The sequence below is a fragment of the Paraglaciecola chathamensis S18K6 genome (assembly GCA_000314955.1).
Taxonomy (GTDB): Bacteria; Pseudomonadota; Gammaproteobacteria; order Enterobacterales; family Alteromonadaceae; genus Paraglaciecola; species Paraglaciecola chathamensis.
This window is the reverse complement of record BAEM01000063.1, coordinates 64,692-79,954: the sequence shown is the minus strand read 5'-3', so window position 1 is coordinate 79,954 and position 15,263 is coordinate 64,692. Positions and strand designations below refer to the sequence as shown.

Annotated in this window: 13 protein-coding genes and 1 pseudogene; 6 read left to right on the top strand and 8 right to left on the bottom strand. The window is 40.7% G+C overall.

Going from position 1 to position 15,263, the window contains the following annotated elements:
• Window positions 1–30 precede the first annotated feature (30 nt).
• The 3 genes and pseudogenes from GCHA_RS23280 to GCHA_RS21955 all read right to left on the bottom strand — a co-directional run.
• Window positions 31–787 (bottom strand): annotated as a pseudogene (locus GCHA_RS23280) (IS630 family transposase); the annotation flags it as partial.
• 133 nt (window positions 788–920) lie between these two features.
• On the bottom strand, window positions 921–3,401 hold the full coding sequence (locus GCHA_RS21960; RefSeq protein WP_007992275.1) for a TonB-dependent receptor: 2,481 nt from the start codon (window positions 3,399–3,401) through the stop codon (window positions 921–923).
• A gap of 224 nt (window positions 3,402–3,625) precedes the next feature.
• Window positions 3,626–4,393 carry an SDR family NAD(P)-dependent oxidoreductase gene (locus tag GCHA_RS21955; protein WP_007992273.1) on the bottom strand — a complete coding sequence of 256 codons (768 nt, stop codon included), beginning with the start codon at window positions 4,391–4,393 and terminating at the stop codon, window positions 3,626–3,628.
• 147 nt (window positions 4,394–4,540) lie between these two features.
• Here GCHA_RS21955 and GCHA_RS21950 point away from each other — a divergent pair, with 147 nt between their 5' ends.
• From GCHA_RS21950 to GCHA_RS21935, 4 genes are all read left to right on the top strand, one after another.
• Window positions 4,541–6,385, top strand: a complete 1,845-nt coding sequence (locus tag GCHA_RS21950) for an outer membrane protein assembly factor BamB family protein (RefSeq protein ID WP_007992272.1) — start codon at window positions 4,541–4,543, stop codon at window positions 6,383–6,385.
• 98 nt (window positions 6,386–6,483) lie between these two features.
• On the top strand, window positions 6,484–7,554 hold the full coding sequence (locus tag GCHA_RS21945; protein WP_007992271.1) for a VOC family protein: 1,071 nt from the start codon (window positions 6,484–6,486) through the stop codon (window positions 7,552–7,554).
• Between the two features lie 25 nt (window positions 7,555–7,579).
• The gene (locus tag GCHA_RS21940; RefSeq protein ID WP_007992270.1) at window positions 7,580–8,584 is read left to right on the top strand and encodes an alpha/beta fold hydrolase; all 1,005 of its coding nucleotides are present in this window, start codon (window positions 7,580–7,582) and stop codon (window positions 8,582–8,584) included.
• Between the two features lie 429 nt (window positions 8,585–9,013).
• Complete coding sequence (locus tag GCHA_RS21935; protein ID WP_007992269.1) at window positions 9,014–9,238, top strand: hypothetical protein; 225 nt, start codon at window positions 9,014–9,016, stop codon at window positions 9,236–9,238.
• Window positions 9,239–9,749: 511 nt separating this feature from the next.
• Here GCHA_RS21935 and GCHA_RS21930 read toward each other — a convergent pair.
• The 4 genes from GCHA_RS21930 to GCHA_RS21915 all read right to left on the bottom strand — a co-directional run bounded on the left by GCHA_RS21930 (window position 9,750) and on the right by GCHA_RS21915 (window position 12,078).
• On the bottom strand, window positions 9,750–10,388 hold the full coding sequence (locus GCHA_RS21930; protein WP_007992268.1) for a TetR/AcrR family transcriptional regulator: 639 nt from the start codon (window positions 10,386–10,388) through the stop codon (window positions 9,750–9,752).
• A gap of 252 nt (window positions 10,389–10,640) precedes the next feature.
• A complete protein-coding gene (locus tag GCHA_RS21925; protein ID WP_007992267.1) occupies window positions 10,641–11,096 on the bottom strand; it encodes a hypothetical protein in 456 nt (151 codons plus the stop codon).
• A gap of 104 nt (window positions 11,097–11,200) precedes the next feature.
• Window positions 11,201–11,710 (bottom strand): hypothetical protein, encoded by a 510-nt coding sequence (locus tag GCHA_RS21920; RefSeq protein ID WP_007992266.1) that lies wholly within the window; start codon window positions 11,708–11,710, stop codon window positions 11,201–11,203.
• Window positions 11,710–12,078 carry a hypothetical protein gene (locus GCHA_RS21915; RefSeq protein ID WP_007992265.1) on the bottom strand — a complete coding sequence of 123 codons (369 nt, stop codon included), beginning with the start codon at window positions 12,076–12,078 and terminating at the stop codon, window positions 11,710–11,712. Before GCHA_RS21915 ends, GCHA_RS21920 begins: the two co-directional genes overlap by 1 nt.
• A 153-nt stretch (window positions 12,079–12,231) precedes the next feature.
• Between GCHA_RS21915 and GCHA_RS21910 the strand changes: the two genes are divergently transcribed.
• A complete protein-coding gene (locus GCHA_RS21910) occupies window positions 12,232–12,429 on the top strand; it encodes a helix-turn-helix domain-containing protein (protein WP_007992262.1) in 198 nt (65 codons plus the stop codon).
• A gap of 584 nt (window positions 12,430–13,013) precedes the next feature.
• Entirely contained in the window at window positions 13,014–14,141 is a 1,128-nt protein-coding gene (locus tag GCHA_RS21900; protein WP_007992260.1) for a Fic family protein, read from the top strand.
• A gap of 499 nt (window positions 14,142–14,640) precedes the next feature.
• On the opposite strand, the gene GCHA_RS21895 is transcribed toward GCHA_RS21900, so the two are convergent.
• Entirely contained in the window at window positions 14,641–14,988 is a 348-nt protein-coding gene (locus tag GCHA_RS21895) for a helix-turn-helix domain-containing protein (RefSeq protein WP_007992255.1), read from the bottom strand.
• Window positions 14,989–15,263 lie beyond the last annotated feature (275 nt).

Genomic DNA, 15,263 nt, shown 5'->3' with positions numbered 1-15,263 from the left:
AGTGGGGAGAAATTAAACCAATTCCATTAATTAAATGACCATATTGATCCAGCTTCGAGCACACAGTGTTTTTACGCGTTTGATATCAGCCACAAAGTCGTTCCATGCATCAACAATGTCACTGTATCCACTAAAACAGCGGTTGGATAAGTTATGTTGTCGAAGCCAACACCATACTTGTTCTATTGGACTTAACTTGGGCGAATATGGTGAGAGTTTTATAATACTCAGGTTGGCAATATCATCGGTATGTCAACCTAAACCATCCATTATCACCACAGCATGTCTTTCGGGCTCAGTACGTTTGGATATCAAATCAAGGTGTTGTTGCATTATCTCTTTGTTAACCCAAGGCGCTATCAATGCTTCAGTTTCACCTGTTGCTGCGCATACTGCTCCAAATAAATAGGCATATTCAAACTGCTGTTGATTCACCCCTCTAGAGCGACTACCTTTGCTTGCCCATATATGCGTTGTGGTATATTGCTGGCCAAACCTAGCTTCATCCTGAAACTAAATATCTATTCGGTCCAGCGCCATATGTCCTGGGATCTTGATGATCAATTCAATTTGGAATTTTTTTAAACTCGTCTTGGGCTGATTTTGATTGCTTAGGATGTTTTGAACGACTGGTGATCCATGAAAAACCTAACTCATGCATCAAACGGTAAATATTCGATATTTGGTAAGTGACTTCAAACTTATCAGTTAAGAACTTTTGTACATGGGACGCTTGTAGGCGACCACCTGTATCTGACTGACTGAACTGTTCAATGTAAGCTGCTAACGCATTGAGTCTGTTTAGGTCGCTAACAATATGATATTAGATCACATTGTTAATGTAATTGGTATAAAAAAAGACCCACCAAATGGCGGGTCAAACATACCAGAAAACACAAATCAGGATTTAGATACACATATCATTCAAAGTGATAAGTAACGCGCACACCATAAGTGCGTGGGTCGAGGTAGGTCGGTGTGCGGTAACGCCCTACTAATGAGTTATCTACTCCTAAACCGGTAATCGACGCTTCATCGGCAGCGTTTTTAACATAAAGTTCAAACTCCCATGTTTCATCTGCTATATCACGCACTGTTACACTAAAGTCAGACTGCGACCAACTATCTTGCTTATCCGTCTTGATGTTATACAAACGGGAGTAGAAGGTATCTTGCCAGTAGGTTTGAGCGCGATAAGAAATTTCCCAGCCATCACTTAATTCATGACTATACTGGATACCAAACTGCACTGAACTTTCAGGAGAGTACTGTAAAGAGTTTCCTTTTAAGTTAACCGGGCCTGAGCCCGATGGAGATGAAATATCTGGTGAGGTTAAAAAATCCTCGATTACTTCGGAATCAAGAAATGATAGGTTCAGGTTAACACGTAAACCGTCAATAGGTGCCGCCACAAATTCAAATTCAGCACCTTTAACTTCAGCATCAACATTGGTGTTAAAAGTAGTACCGTCACCTAAAATACCGCCCACTTGCAATCCGTCATATTTGTAGAAAAAGGCCGTTATATTGGCTTGGAAAGTATGATCCGCCATTGTATTTTTAGTACCCACTTCTAATGCGTTGATATATTCAGGATCGAAGGTTGGGAATGATGATTCACTTGCTCCTGGGTTTATACCACCACCTTTATACCCACGAGACAGAGTACCGAAAAATAGGGTTTCGTCAGTCATCTCTAAATCAGGGGTATAACCAAAGCCTACTTTACCCGTGAATTCTTCCCATTCACCGTCACCGAATTTATAAGTGCTTTCCATATCAAAGTCACTGGTCAAATAGGAGCCAGGGGCAAAGGGATAAATATCCAAAGGCGAATAAGTTCTAGTTTTGGTTGACTTTTCTTCTTCAGTATAGCGAATACCAACGGTCAATGTTAAATCCTCGGTGACATCATAATAACCTTCCGTAAACACAGCCCAAGAGTCTGTAAATACCTCTGGTGTTTCAAATGTAAATGCACCGAGTTCATCAGGAATAGCTTTGAATGCTGCAACGGCTGTCACCTCTGGAATGAGGAATCTAATTAGGCTTTCACCTTCATATTTTAAATAAAAGGCCCCAGCAGTATAGTTAAAAGGCCCTTCTAAATATGATGCAACCCTAAATTCTTGGCTATATTGTTTGCTGGCACCGCTATCAGTGCGAGTTGTACTGTGACGGGTAGTAGGTTCTGAACGCCCTTCTGGTAACAATAAAGTTTGCGCCACCAACATTGCATCGGCGCCATCGCCATTATCAAAATCTCGGTGAGCCTCATTATCTCTATCATGGTAAGCCGATACTGATGTAAAAACATAGTCGCCAAAATCGTAATTGAATTCAAAGGATAAAAGCAAATCTTCAGCGTTAAATGTAGGTTGATAGTCTGTTGCTACTTTTCTTGGATCGTTTGGATACTGGCGAGGTGAGCCGTCAAGATTAGTATTATAGAAATCAGGACGTGTGGCATAGCCAAGAGATGCAAACAGCCCTGCTAGAGAACCATTTGCTAATGAGCCATCGGTGAAGCTAGTATTGGGGTACTCATAGCCTAAAGTTTCACTGTTGTCACAACCAAGAATCGGATCTGCTTTACATAAGACTCCTACACTAACACTGCGATCACTATGCTCTCTGAAGTACTGAGCAAATAAGAAGCCCTCGGCGTTATCACTGAATTCGAAGATAGTTGAACTTCTCAAAGACCATTGGTCGCGCCCGTCAAGAGTGTCAAAATCAACATCCCTGGCCACTGTTTCTGAATACCCATCTCGTTTTACTGTACTGAAAGCAAAACGTTGCAATACTGAGTCACTGATAGGGAAGTTTAAGTAACCCTTTGTTCTTAAGCCATTATAGTTAGCAATATCAGTTGTTATAGCAGCTTCGAATATATCACTTGGGCGCTTAGTAATAGTGTTAACCACACCCGCAGTGGTATTACGACCAAACAGCGTCCCTTGAGGACCACGCAGCACTTCAATTGATTGCACGTCGTAGAATTCGTTCTGTGAAGCATTAACGGATAAATAAACACCATTTATGTGTACACCCATTCCAGGATCGGCGCTAGATGAAACCGCATTATCACCTACACCACGTACACTATAATCGCCCCCAGCTGTGACCATAACGTTTGGCACTGCAAACTGCATATCGGCACTATCTTGAATGTCTTGATCTTCTAACATTGCACCGTTAAATGCACTTATTGCGATAGGTGTTTCTTGTAATGTTGTCACACGCTTTTGCGCGGTCACTTCAATAACTTCAAGTCCTGCGTTTTCTTTTTTCTTTTTCTCATCAATCGCTTGTGCTACGTCTTGGGCAAGCGTTGAAAAAGCAAAAGGCAGTAAGGCAATAATACTTAGCATGGAGTTTTTAAGGTTTATCGCTGGCATGGTGGGCATCCGGTTATAGTGTTTAGTTAGGCGTTCAGTTAGCGGCACCTTGACCACTACTGAACAACTCGTCAATAACATAAAGGTTAATGACTATTTCTACAATATTCAACCTTTTTTGTTGCTAATTTGTTAACTTTTATATTTTTAGTGGTCACTGCAAATAAAATTATAGTTAAAATACATGGGGTTAACTATGTGATGATACTGCTTGGACTTATTGACTAAAAGTTAACAGTTTTAATTGTCCCCCCGTCAACACGCAAATTTATCCCGGTAATGTTGGAAGCAACTGGACTAGCTAAGAAGGCTGTTGCGTTTGCCACTTCCTGTGCAGTGCCCAAACGATTGAACACTGACAAGGCTTGAGCCCGCTTATATAAGTCGGGCTGATGCTTTTCTACCCCTTGCCAAAAACCATTTTTATGATAAATCGGCCCAGGGGAAAGCAAATTTACACGAATGTTTTCTTTGCCTAATTTATGTGCTAATTGCGACGCGTACGAAATGAGAGCGGCCTTCATTGCCCCGTATTCAGTCTCCGTCGGCATGTTTGCGCTCATGATTGAGGCGATGGACGCGATATATACGATAGATGCATCTTTACCTTTCCTCAGGTGGGGCAACGCCATTTCGGTGGCCCTTATATGTTGCATCAAATCGGCTTCAAAAGCCTGCTCCCATCTAGCTTCCCCACTATATTCATTCTTACTAGTAACATTAGACACGAACACATCTAGGCCACCCAATTGCTCTACAGCTAACTCAAACCAACGTGCAAATGCCTGTGAGTCACTCACATCTACGCTGGCGCCGTAAGCTGTTCCACCTTGCTTCTGCCACTGTGCGAGTGCCGCTTCTAAAGCTTCCGCGCCACGAGCGCAAGTAGCAACTGCTGCACCCTCATTAATTAGTGTTTGCACAGTCGCATGACCAATACCGCGACTGCCCCCTGTGACTATTACTCGCTTATCAGCAAAACCTAAGTCCATATCAATCTCCTAATGCTTTTGTAATAAAAATGTTAGTTAAATGCTACACTCTATTGAACTAACCGTCAATAGTGTTTATATTAGTGAACATGCTTGTAACCATGAAGTCCGTTTTTTGATTTTGAGTTGAAACCCGTGGGAATAAAAATGACAAATAATCGTCGAATTTGTGTGCTTTTTGTGTGGCGTTTTATGGCTCTTGTTGGCCTATCACTTGTGAGTTTAATCAGTGTTCAGGCCGATGAATTAAATAAAGCCGAGAAAATTTTCCAAACTAATTGCGCGGCATGCCATATGGGGGGCTTACCTGAGGCTCCCAAAATTGAAGCACTTAAAATTTACCCTCCAGAAAGAATAATTAAAGCCTTAGAGTCTGGATCAATGAGTACTGCAGGCATGGCTTTATCTCGCGCTGAAAAACATGCAGTGGCTCAGTTTTTAACCGGTAAAACAGTTGAAGAATCCAACAATACGGCCACTACTTATACCTGTAAAAGTACAGGTATTAATTTGCCTAAAACGATGTCTCAGTTAGCTTGGAATGGCTGGGGAGGTAAAACCGGAAACACACGATATCAAGACAATGATTCAGGCTTAACCCCTGATAATGTGGCTGATCTAAAATTGAAGTGGGCATTTGCCTTTCCTGAGGCAACACGAGTGAGAGCACAGCCTATCATAAGCCAGGACATGGTTTATGTCGGAAGTCAGGCTGGGATAATCTATGCTCTTAATGCCGAAACAGGCTGTGTACAATGGGAATATGTGGCTGTAACTGAGGTGCGTGGCGCACTTTTTTTACAGCAGGACACCCTTTTATTTGGTGATTTAGAAGGCAACGCATATGCCTTAGATGCGCAATCAGGCGAGCTGAAGTGGCGTACCAAAGTACACCCCAATCCATTAGCGGTGATCACAGGTTCGGTGATTGCAGATGAAAAAAAGGTGTATGTACCTGTTTCTTCTCTTGAAATTATTCCTGCTGCCAGAGCGGATTATGAATGCTGTTCGTTCAGAGGAGCAGTGGTTGCGATCGATATACAGTCAGGTAAAAAAGTATGGAGTACATTTACCACTGACGTCCCTAAACCCACCTATAAAACCTCGGCTGGCACGCAGCAGCATGGTCCCTCGGGAGCCCCAGTTTGGTCTGGGCCCACCTTAGATATAAAACGTAATTTACTGTATGCCACCACTGGGCAAAACTATTCGACTCCCGCTACCGGAACAAGTGACGCTGTACTTGCCTTGAACTTAGATTCAGGTGAAATTGAGTGGATAACTCAGGTAACCAAAGGCGATGCTTGGAATGGTGCCTGTTCACGCAACACACCTAATTGTCCTAAAGAAGACGGACCCGACTATGATATTGGTGCTTCCGCAATGCTAAGCAGTCCCGTGAAAGGCAAAGAACTGCTTATCATCGGTCAAAAATCAGGCATGGTGTATGCGCTTGACCCTGACGCTAAAGGTAAAGTTGTTTGGAAACAAAGGGTTGGAAGCGGCGGAACTATGGGCGGTGTGCATTGGGGAATGAGTACCGATAACCAAAATGTTTATGTGGGGGTATCTGACTTGCCCACTAATAATCCTTACAATGTTGGAGCTCCACATCCGGGGCTGCACAGTTTAGATTTGCAGACTGGCGAATTTAGATGGCGTACGACATTGCCTAATGTTTGCCCCAAGGATATTAAATTCTTGTGTTTTCCGGGTATATCCGCTGCGGTATCAAGTTCTGCCGACCTAGTCTATGCCGGCAGCTTAGATGGCATGTTTAGAATTTTCTCCGCATCCAAAGGCGAAATTCTTTGGGAGTATGACACTAAACAAACGGTAACAACTATCAATGGTGTAAAAGGCTTTGGTGGATCTATTGAGTCAGATGGACCGGTGATTGCTAATGGTAAAATCTATCTAAGTTCCGGCTATGATAAGTGGGGTGAAATCCCTGGTAATTTGCTTATGGTGTTCTCGGTTGATGGTAAATAAGACGCAAAGAGACAATCAGTTTTAATAGAGTCGCTATGTTGTTTCAGCCTAATATCTAGTTGGTTGAAACTGAACAACAATTTAATTAGGAGATTATTATGGGTTTTGCCAAACGTTGTATGTTAATGGGTTCGGTACTGATGGCTACTTTGCCATTAGGTGCTATCGAGATAGATAAAACGGCTACAATGAAAGACACAACGACTACTATGATGGGACTGAATCACATCGGTATATCAGTGGCAAACTTAGATGAAATGTTGAAATTTTATCAAGACGCTACGGGTTTCGAAGTCATAAAGCGTGAAACAGTTAAAGGAAGTATTGCAGATAAGCTTTTTGGCCACGAGGGTATCGAATACGAAGTGGCGATTCTCAAAGCACCAAATATGTTGTTTGAACTCACTTCTTTTAAACATATGCATGATGCTGATATCACTACTATGCCCGTTATTGGACCGGGTATGACCCATACATGTTTTCAGTCACCAGAAAGTAATTCTGGTTTTGAAAAGTTTGTCCGAGCTGGGGCCAAGGTATTATCTCGCAAAAATAAACCTGTGGACCTAGGCGGGTACGGCGTGACATACGCATATGCCTATGATCCAGAGGGCAACATGATGGAAATGGAACAGTTAGATGATAAATTGTTGGCACGCTCTGGATATGACCCAGTATGGAAGACCCTAAATTACAACTTATGGATGTCTCAAGTTGCACTAGTAACACACGACATGGAAGCATTGATGAGCTATTACCAAGATGTCCTTGGCTTTAAGCCTTACCGTGTGGTTGCTTTAGAAGAAAGGCCAGCGTTAGATGATCTGATTGATATTGATAACAGTTCCGTGCTAGGCGGGTGGTTCAAAATGAATGAAAAATCTAAAGTCATGGAATTTTGGCAGTATAGAGAGCCGGTAACACCTAAAAACACAACTGTTCGTCAACCAACAGATCTTGGTTATACCTTTTCAATTGAAGTAGCGGATATTCAAAAAGAATACAAGCGCTTAAAATCCTTAGGTGTAGATTTTATTAGTGAGCCTCAATTGTTAGGTGAATTCTGGCAAGTATTTGCCAGAGACCCTGACAGTAATATCTATAGCCTCAGACAAGTGGTTAATCCCAATAGTACCTATTCAGTTAACAGTTTTGACCAAAAAAATTAGGGTCACAACTTTTTAAGGAACTGCGATGTCCAGTAAATTCAAAGTAATTTTTTCTAAGCGTTTGTTATGTGTATTAGTAACCACTTTAACGCTGTTGATTCCTGCTGCATACGCCCTAAATAAACAGGAGCATGACCAAAAGGTAGATATTAGTTCTCTTGGATATAATGACGAGTATGTCACGCTCAACGGATTGAAGTTTCATTACGTGCATAGGGGTGCGGGCGATATTATATTGTTTTTACATGGTTATCCATTTTTTGGTGCGTCCTGGGACAAACTCCTATCCCATTTTGCCAATGATTATCATGTTGTTGCTCCAGATAATCGTGGCTACAATTTATCGGCAAAACCCGAGGGCGTCGAAAACTATAAAATGGAGCTTTTAGTCGAAGATGTAAAAGCGCTTATAGAGCATCTTCCTAAAGGTAAAAAAGTCACGTTAGTCGGTCATGACTGGGGAGGCGCACTGGCATGGACAACGGCGCAAAAATATCCGCAACATATTGATAAAGTGGTAGTGATCAATGCGCCACCCTACAATGTTTTATTGCATATGCTGGTTAACGATGTAGAACAAAAAAAATCCTCTGCCTATATGGAAAAGCTAAAAAGTCCAGCTATTGAAAAAGTATTCGCCGAGCTTGGTCCAGAAATGCTATGGCGTTACGGATTCGATAAAAGTTATGCAAATGGCCACTTAGATGACAAATTTAAAAATGCATTTTTTGAAGCTTGGAGTCAGCCAGGTGCACACACGGGGGCAGTGAATTGGTATCGCGCTAATGTACCAGCATTGGCCGATATAAATGACTCATCTTATTGGCCATCGAAAATGGCCAGAGTGACAGTGCCAAGTTTATTGATATGGACAGAAAATGAACGTTCTTTTGTGCCCGCTATGTTGGATGAAATCCCCAAGTATGTAAATGATATAACGGTTACCGTTATTCCAGGATCAGGGCATAGCCCATTTTTTGATAAACCAAAAGAAGTGATAGCGGCAATGGAAAAATTCTTTGATAAATGACTTTAATTTAAGTTAAGTAAGTCTAAAAAGTGCATTTTCATATTGGCAGATAGACTATTCGAGTGTTTTGCTGGGAGTCCATTGTGGTGTTCTTTCTCGATGTCGAACTCTCAACTTAGGAGCCATAACTCAATCGAACTACCACAAAAGAAGGCTTTAGTTGCTGCTAAAGCTTGGGGCTCACTTTACCTCATCCCGATGAAAATCAGGATGATTTGCATGAGTTATTATCCATACAATCACTCAATCTTTGCCCATTGAAACCAAAAGTTACGTGGTTATTGCCAGTGGACGTGAAAATAAAGCTGATGCGCCTGAATCTTTAAGTCAGCCTGCTTAGCAATATTCAGGAAAAGATTTTCTATCCGAGCACGGGACCTGATCAGGTTGAACTTAGGTGTGATGGCGAGTTAATCGATAGGGTCGTTTATGAGCAATATTATCAATGCCCAGCAAGCAGTGCTCATTGATAACATTGACTTCGAAACTACGATGAAAATAGCTGAAGAAGAACTACGTCGCAATATCGCCACTGAAGAACTAAAGATTTGGGCCATCCGCGATCGAGTTATTTCTCCTGCGGCCGCTGCCAAGATATCCAGTTTATCTTTGGATAATATTGATGGGCTATATCATACTAAACGGTTGACATGATCGATAGTAAACACGCAGTAAGGCATTTTGCATGGGCAATCGCCAATTTGTATTGCGCCGGCAATAATGAAGTAAAAACTGACTACGTGGACGCTCTAAAAAGACCAGAGACTCTACCAAAATTTTGACTAATCACGGTTGATAATGTTCGAGAAGATCGAATATTAATCGACGATGTTCACAAATTAGTGGGTAGTTTTGTCAAAAAACGTAGTCGTTCTTGGTAATTCAGATTACTTCCAAAGCTATGAAGCGTATTTAGATAAAAGACGTAATGCCCTGCAAATTTTCTTTATTAATGTTCTTATAAGACTAAGTCATTTTTTCAGGATATTTTTTAGATATTTTGTTCTACTCTTAAAATCCAAACAGCTGTTTACTTATTGGTGAAAGAGCTGGTTTTTTAGAAATATTAAGTAGCGAAGGCCCATTTTCCGACCAAGTGACACTTCGTCGATAAGTAAGATGAAACAGGGATTAACTTTAGTGTTTACGTTATTGGATAGCCGAATTAAACTCCAGTTTTTTTAACTAGTGGTTTCAATGCAGTATCATAATTACGTTTAACTCCTTCAACGCTTCCGATGATCATTTCAACAGTGATGTCCTCAATGGTCTGTCGGCTAACATTATGTTTAATCAGATAGTGACCTGCAGCAGCTGGCATACCAAATGAAATGTCCGCTGTAGGGTAGGCGACACTCATATCAATGCCAAAATTATCCCTTATAATCGTGGCGACATAGAGTACAGCCCCTTCCCGACTATATTCGGTAGGATCGCCATGATCCTCGAGGCTGGGTTCAGCGGCCAACCTTTCCAGAATTAGACCTCGTTCCTCCATGTAGGTCAAATAGGTGGATGTAACTAATCTGACAAGTTGCTCAAAGGTCTCGGCATTTTCAGCAGCTTTGCTTTGCAGTTTTCTCAAGCGTTTATATTCACGTTTGAGTAAAGTTTGTAGCAGCTCTTTCATGCTAGGATAATAGGCATAAACTAGGGATTTACTGATTCCGGCCTCCTTCCCAAGTCTCTCCATACTTAATGCAGACACACCTTCTACTGCAACAACTTCGGCTGCATGATCAAGTATAAGGTCTTTCCTAACTTCTGGTGAAAGTCTTGTACGTGTTTTCTTTGGTTCTGCCATGATGACTGAGCTAGACAAATTGAGATAACAATGTGGTGCAATAGTATGGATGCAAAGAATAAATGCAAGTTTTGTTGCGAATAGGAGATGGAGTTAGGAAGGAACATATTAGGTTTGAAAATAATAATACTTTAACCATAGGACTTCCATGTAGGATTGAGGAAATAACTAATAGTGCATTATGTATACGCCTCAGCAATTGCCCTCTTTAAAAGCGGGTTCCAAAAAACTTATGTCAGTTTGAAACTTTAATTAGAGTGCACAGTAACCACCCAGATTAATGCCTTCAATGTAATCAACAAGTTCAATGAAAAGACCAGATTCGACAGCTGATTTCGCTGTCATCCCTAATGCAGCAATCGTTTCAGTTTCATACCAATTTAGTGCCGATTCATCACTCCCTGCCCACATTTTAACGCGACACAAAATGAACTCCTGCTTCATCGTGTCTTTAACTCTTAACCGCCTAAGAGTTGGACATCCAGGATATGAGAGTCTGGTCCCGTCAAGCATAAACTGCCCACTTTGATATAGCTCGCTAACGGTTTCTCTGATTTCATCTACAAAACGCTCAACAGGCCTTGAGTCATATGCACCTTGTCCAATATGCATAGCGATATGCAGATTATCGTGCTGATCTAGTGCGACTATCAAATTGTCGGATTTTGAGTATTCCACTTGTATTTTTTTTACGACGTCGACATCCATTTTAGTACCTATTTCAAGTTTAACTTTTCATATCACACTGCGAGTTTCATTTATCACTCGTGAACCTGTCAGTAATCAACGCTTGTTTGGCAAATATCAACCTATTAATCTAAGCAATGCTCATCTTGCCTTATATCGATCCATGTAGAGTCCAACAATTGAATATTTAAGCTATGTGTCAAGATGAGCTCATCATCCTGCTGCAGCGTTATTTTGAGCGGGCGCGCAATTTTCACCTTATGCTCAGTATGAGCCCCTCCCTGATTCAAATTCGCTGGCAGATGTTTCATGACGTCCCACACGACTACATCATCATGACCATGATAGCTAATGACATGCAATTTTAATGTATGGTCGCCTTCGTTCAGCGCATAATGTTGCCTAAGTTGAAAGATGCAGTTGTCGATTGTGACAACACACTTACTTTTTGCAGAAGCAAAACATAGAACACGTTTTTCCTCAGACAAATATCGCGCAAACGGGATTTGCATCTGCCAGTCATTAAACAGTGGAGCGGATTCATGCTCATGACTATTGCGATAGTTTTGCAAATCCCAGTAATAATCATAATTTAATCCGAACTCCCCTTTTCCCTCAAATCCTAAACGAAACATTATGCTTCCACCTCAGTTAAAAGAAGTTCATCACGCATGATTTCAACGCAACTCTCAGCCTGCACCCCCAGCTTCAAGTGCCCTCGTTTAACTTCTAAAAAAGAACAGCTGACATAAACTGGGTTACCTAATTCATTTTTCAGACCCGAAATTTCAAAATCGTTGCCAGAGTGCTTGATGATAACCGGCTCTGAGGAGCTAACGCTTACCATGGTCAATCCAGTGTCTATTTTTACTGCACATGAAGCGTTGTAGCAGATTTTGGCTTCATTACTTGTCACCTTTCTAATAACAAGCTGAACAGACTGGTTGCCTGCTCTCAATACCAGAGATTCGCCAGATTTACGTGTAATCACTAAAAAACTCATTTTGACACTCCTAAATATGTTAATTTAAGCAGCAAATAACAACTTATAAGAACGTTTTGCCACTCTGAATGACATTATGTAATTATAAGCAGCTTAGGTCAACCACAAATTGTCGCTTAAAGTGACAAATAACAATTTTAGGTATCAAAAAGAATGATTAAATGTCATTTAGCCCGCCTAATGGGCGAGAGAAAAATGAAGGTGATGGACGTCGCCCGAGAAACCGGTTTGCACAGAAATACAGTGACGCTTCTGTACAAAGAAACAGCGCAGCGTATTGATCTAGATGCGATCGACAAACTATGTGAATTGTTTAAATGTGAAGTCGGTGAGCTTTTAGAAAGAAAATAAGACGCACCAAATTTTATGGCGGCTAAGTTGTTTGAGCGCTAGAGTTGGTGGCTCCTTCAACCCATTCTGTGAGTATTTGCTCAGGTACATTTAAAAGTGCAGATTAAGGCGTTGATACAGTTGTTGTAGTGGTCCACTATAGACCGCTATAGGGTTTACACGTATATAATGGTTCTATTTAGCTCATAATAAACTAATGAATAAGACTGAAATTTTTCCTTAATTCCCAGTCCAAAAGCTCCCCAATTATAGGATCTTCAGCATGCTTTCGTGTGCCCCCTGCTCGTTGAGTTTTACTAGTTTTAATGGTTAGATTCACAAAGGACAATCGCTCACTCACGAGACGTTGTAATACTCCCATAAAGCCAGACCATTTAGCTTTCTTATGGGTTACTTCCATTCGGAACTTTCAGACCTATCGTTAATAATGCTCATCAGGTTTTTCATACTGTAATAAAATGTCGCTGCCTAGAAATTCCACTCACAAAGTAAGACAATAACCATCTATCAAGTACTCTTTGATTTGATTAATCTCGCTAATCACATCACAATCTGATGCGATTACAGTTATCCGGATAGTTATAATGTGGATTTGGCAGCGAGAGAATTGGCCTCATTTTACTTGGGACAAGAGCATCATCGAACCCTTGCTCCGGACAGCACGTCTGAACCAAGGGATATTATTAGGTAAAACGTCTCATTATCCACAGAGTGATGAGCGCATCATGCTTGATACGTTGGTGGCTAATATCATGCACTCTAGCGCGATAGAGGGTGTTAAGCTTAATGCGCATGTGATCCGTTCTTCTTTATCTAGTCAAATAGGCTTTGAACAAGAAAATGTTCAAACAACAGTGCAAGCCGATGGTTTGGCAGAAATAATGATTGATGCTGTCGTCAATTGGAATACTCCCCTTGCTTTAAATCGACTCCTTCATTGGCATAAAAGACTGATGAATATCGCTCAGCCTATAGATAAATCAATTAATCTAGGGAGGTTGAGAGGTAAAGGGATAATGCAAGTTGTGTCGAAAGCGGGTGACAAGACAATAGTTCACTTTGAAGCGCCTGATCAAAGTATAATTGACGACGAACTGACACAATTCTTAATGTGGTTTAATGACTCACGAATGGATCCAATACTAGATCCATTTTTGAGGGCAGCTATAACTCATCTCTGGTTGATCACCTTGCATCCTTTCGACGATGGGAATGGCCGAATAGCACGCTTGTTAACCGATCTAGTATTTGCTCAGGGTGAGCATTATTCAGTGCAACTATTCGCTATGCCAGTTAGCATTTTCGGGGACCGAAAAGGGTATTGCGATGCTCTGGAAAAAACGCAAAAAGGCGATACAGATATAACATCTTGGTTAATGTGGTTTATCCAAACGCTTAATTCAACTCTACTCGATGCAATGAAAGTAATAGATAAAGAGCTATTTAAAACAAAAGTATTAAATAATATTGATCAGACAAAACTATCAACCTCGCAACTCGACGTTTTGCTCTTAATGCTGGAAGGAAAGTTCAAGCATGGCATCAATACCACTCAATATCATGCTTTAACTAAAGTAAGTAAACCAACCGCCAGTCGCCATTTGGCTGGGTTAGTTAAATCGGGAGCTCTGATTAAAACAGACGCAAATGGTCGCAGTACAAAATATATGTTGCGACTATCTAAACTCGACAGTTGTAAAACTAAATTATAGCTGCTCTAAAAATCTCCTTTGAAGGAAAAACAGTCGTTTATTGAATGGACTTCAATGCTCATAGTACTAGAACTACCTAAGATTATGAGGAATGAATGCCCCCAAGTCATGTCCTACAAATCATTTATGTCAATTTCGATTTATTTTTGGTGCTCCCGCCCATAAGTTAGTTTCATTAATTCGTCGTCTTCTTCAATTGACGATTGCAAAGATGATAAATCGTCAATTTTGATAGACCTTAATATTCCCTTCGACTTGTGATTTTTACTCATAAATAACACTTAAAAAATAGAGATTATTGCAATAATACCATAAGCAGGTTTTGGCACTCAGGCGTTGGTTTCTAACGAGCTAATAGTGGGCGAAGCACAGGGTAAAAACGAAGGTATTACACACTTATTATAGTGGTCTTATAAGGACCACTATAGACATTAGGTGACTATATTGGTCCTATTTGAACCATAGTAAACTGATGAATTTAGCTAAAGTTATTTATTAATTACCAATCTAATAGCTCGCCAATTACTGGCTCTTTAGCATTTTTTCGCGTGCCTCCTGCTCGTTGTCTGACCTTCCCTTTCAGTTTTACAAGTTGTAGCGGAGAGATTTCTGGCTCATAAAGAAAAACATCTAAGTGTTCTAAAACGCCTAGTTCTTGTAAAATGGCGACGAGGTTAATTAGGCTAACCTTCCCATTTTCTGCGTTCTTCACTATGTTACGAGATGTACCTGAACGCTCGCCAAGCTCAGCTTGTGTCATATCGCGATTTAAGCGCTGTCGTTTGAGCCGTTTCCCTAAGCTCGCCGCTATAGAGTGTGGGGAGTCATAAATAGATAAACTTTTCATAATATTAAGCTTCAACCCCTAGTTATGATATAAGACCAATAATAATCTAATTTGATTATTATACTTTTAATAACAATGATGTTTTGTAGTTGAAAAATCAACGGGAAAAGCTTGGAAAATATATACTTGAGAAGGTAAAGCTAAAAACGTAGGTGATAGAGAGCCTGAAAATTGTTTCTTGAATTGCTTACGAACGTTTTGACAGCTTTAGCTGGTTTATACTTGTTATTACACGCTTTGGTTTCTATACACTAATGCCCTATATTCTGTGCATT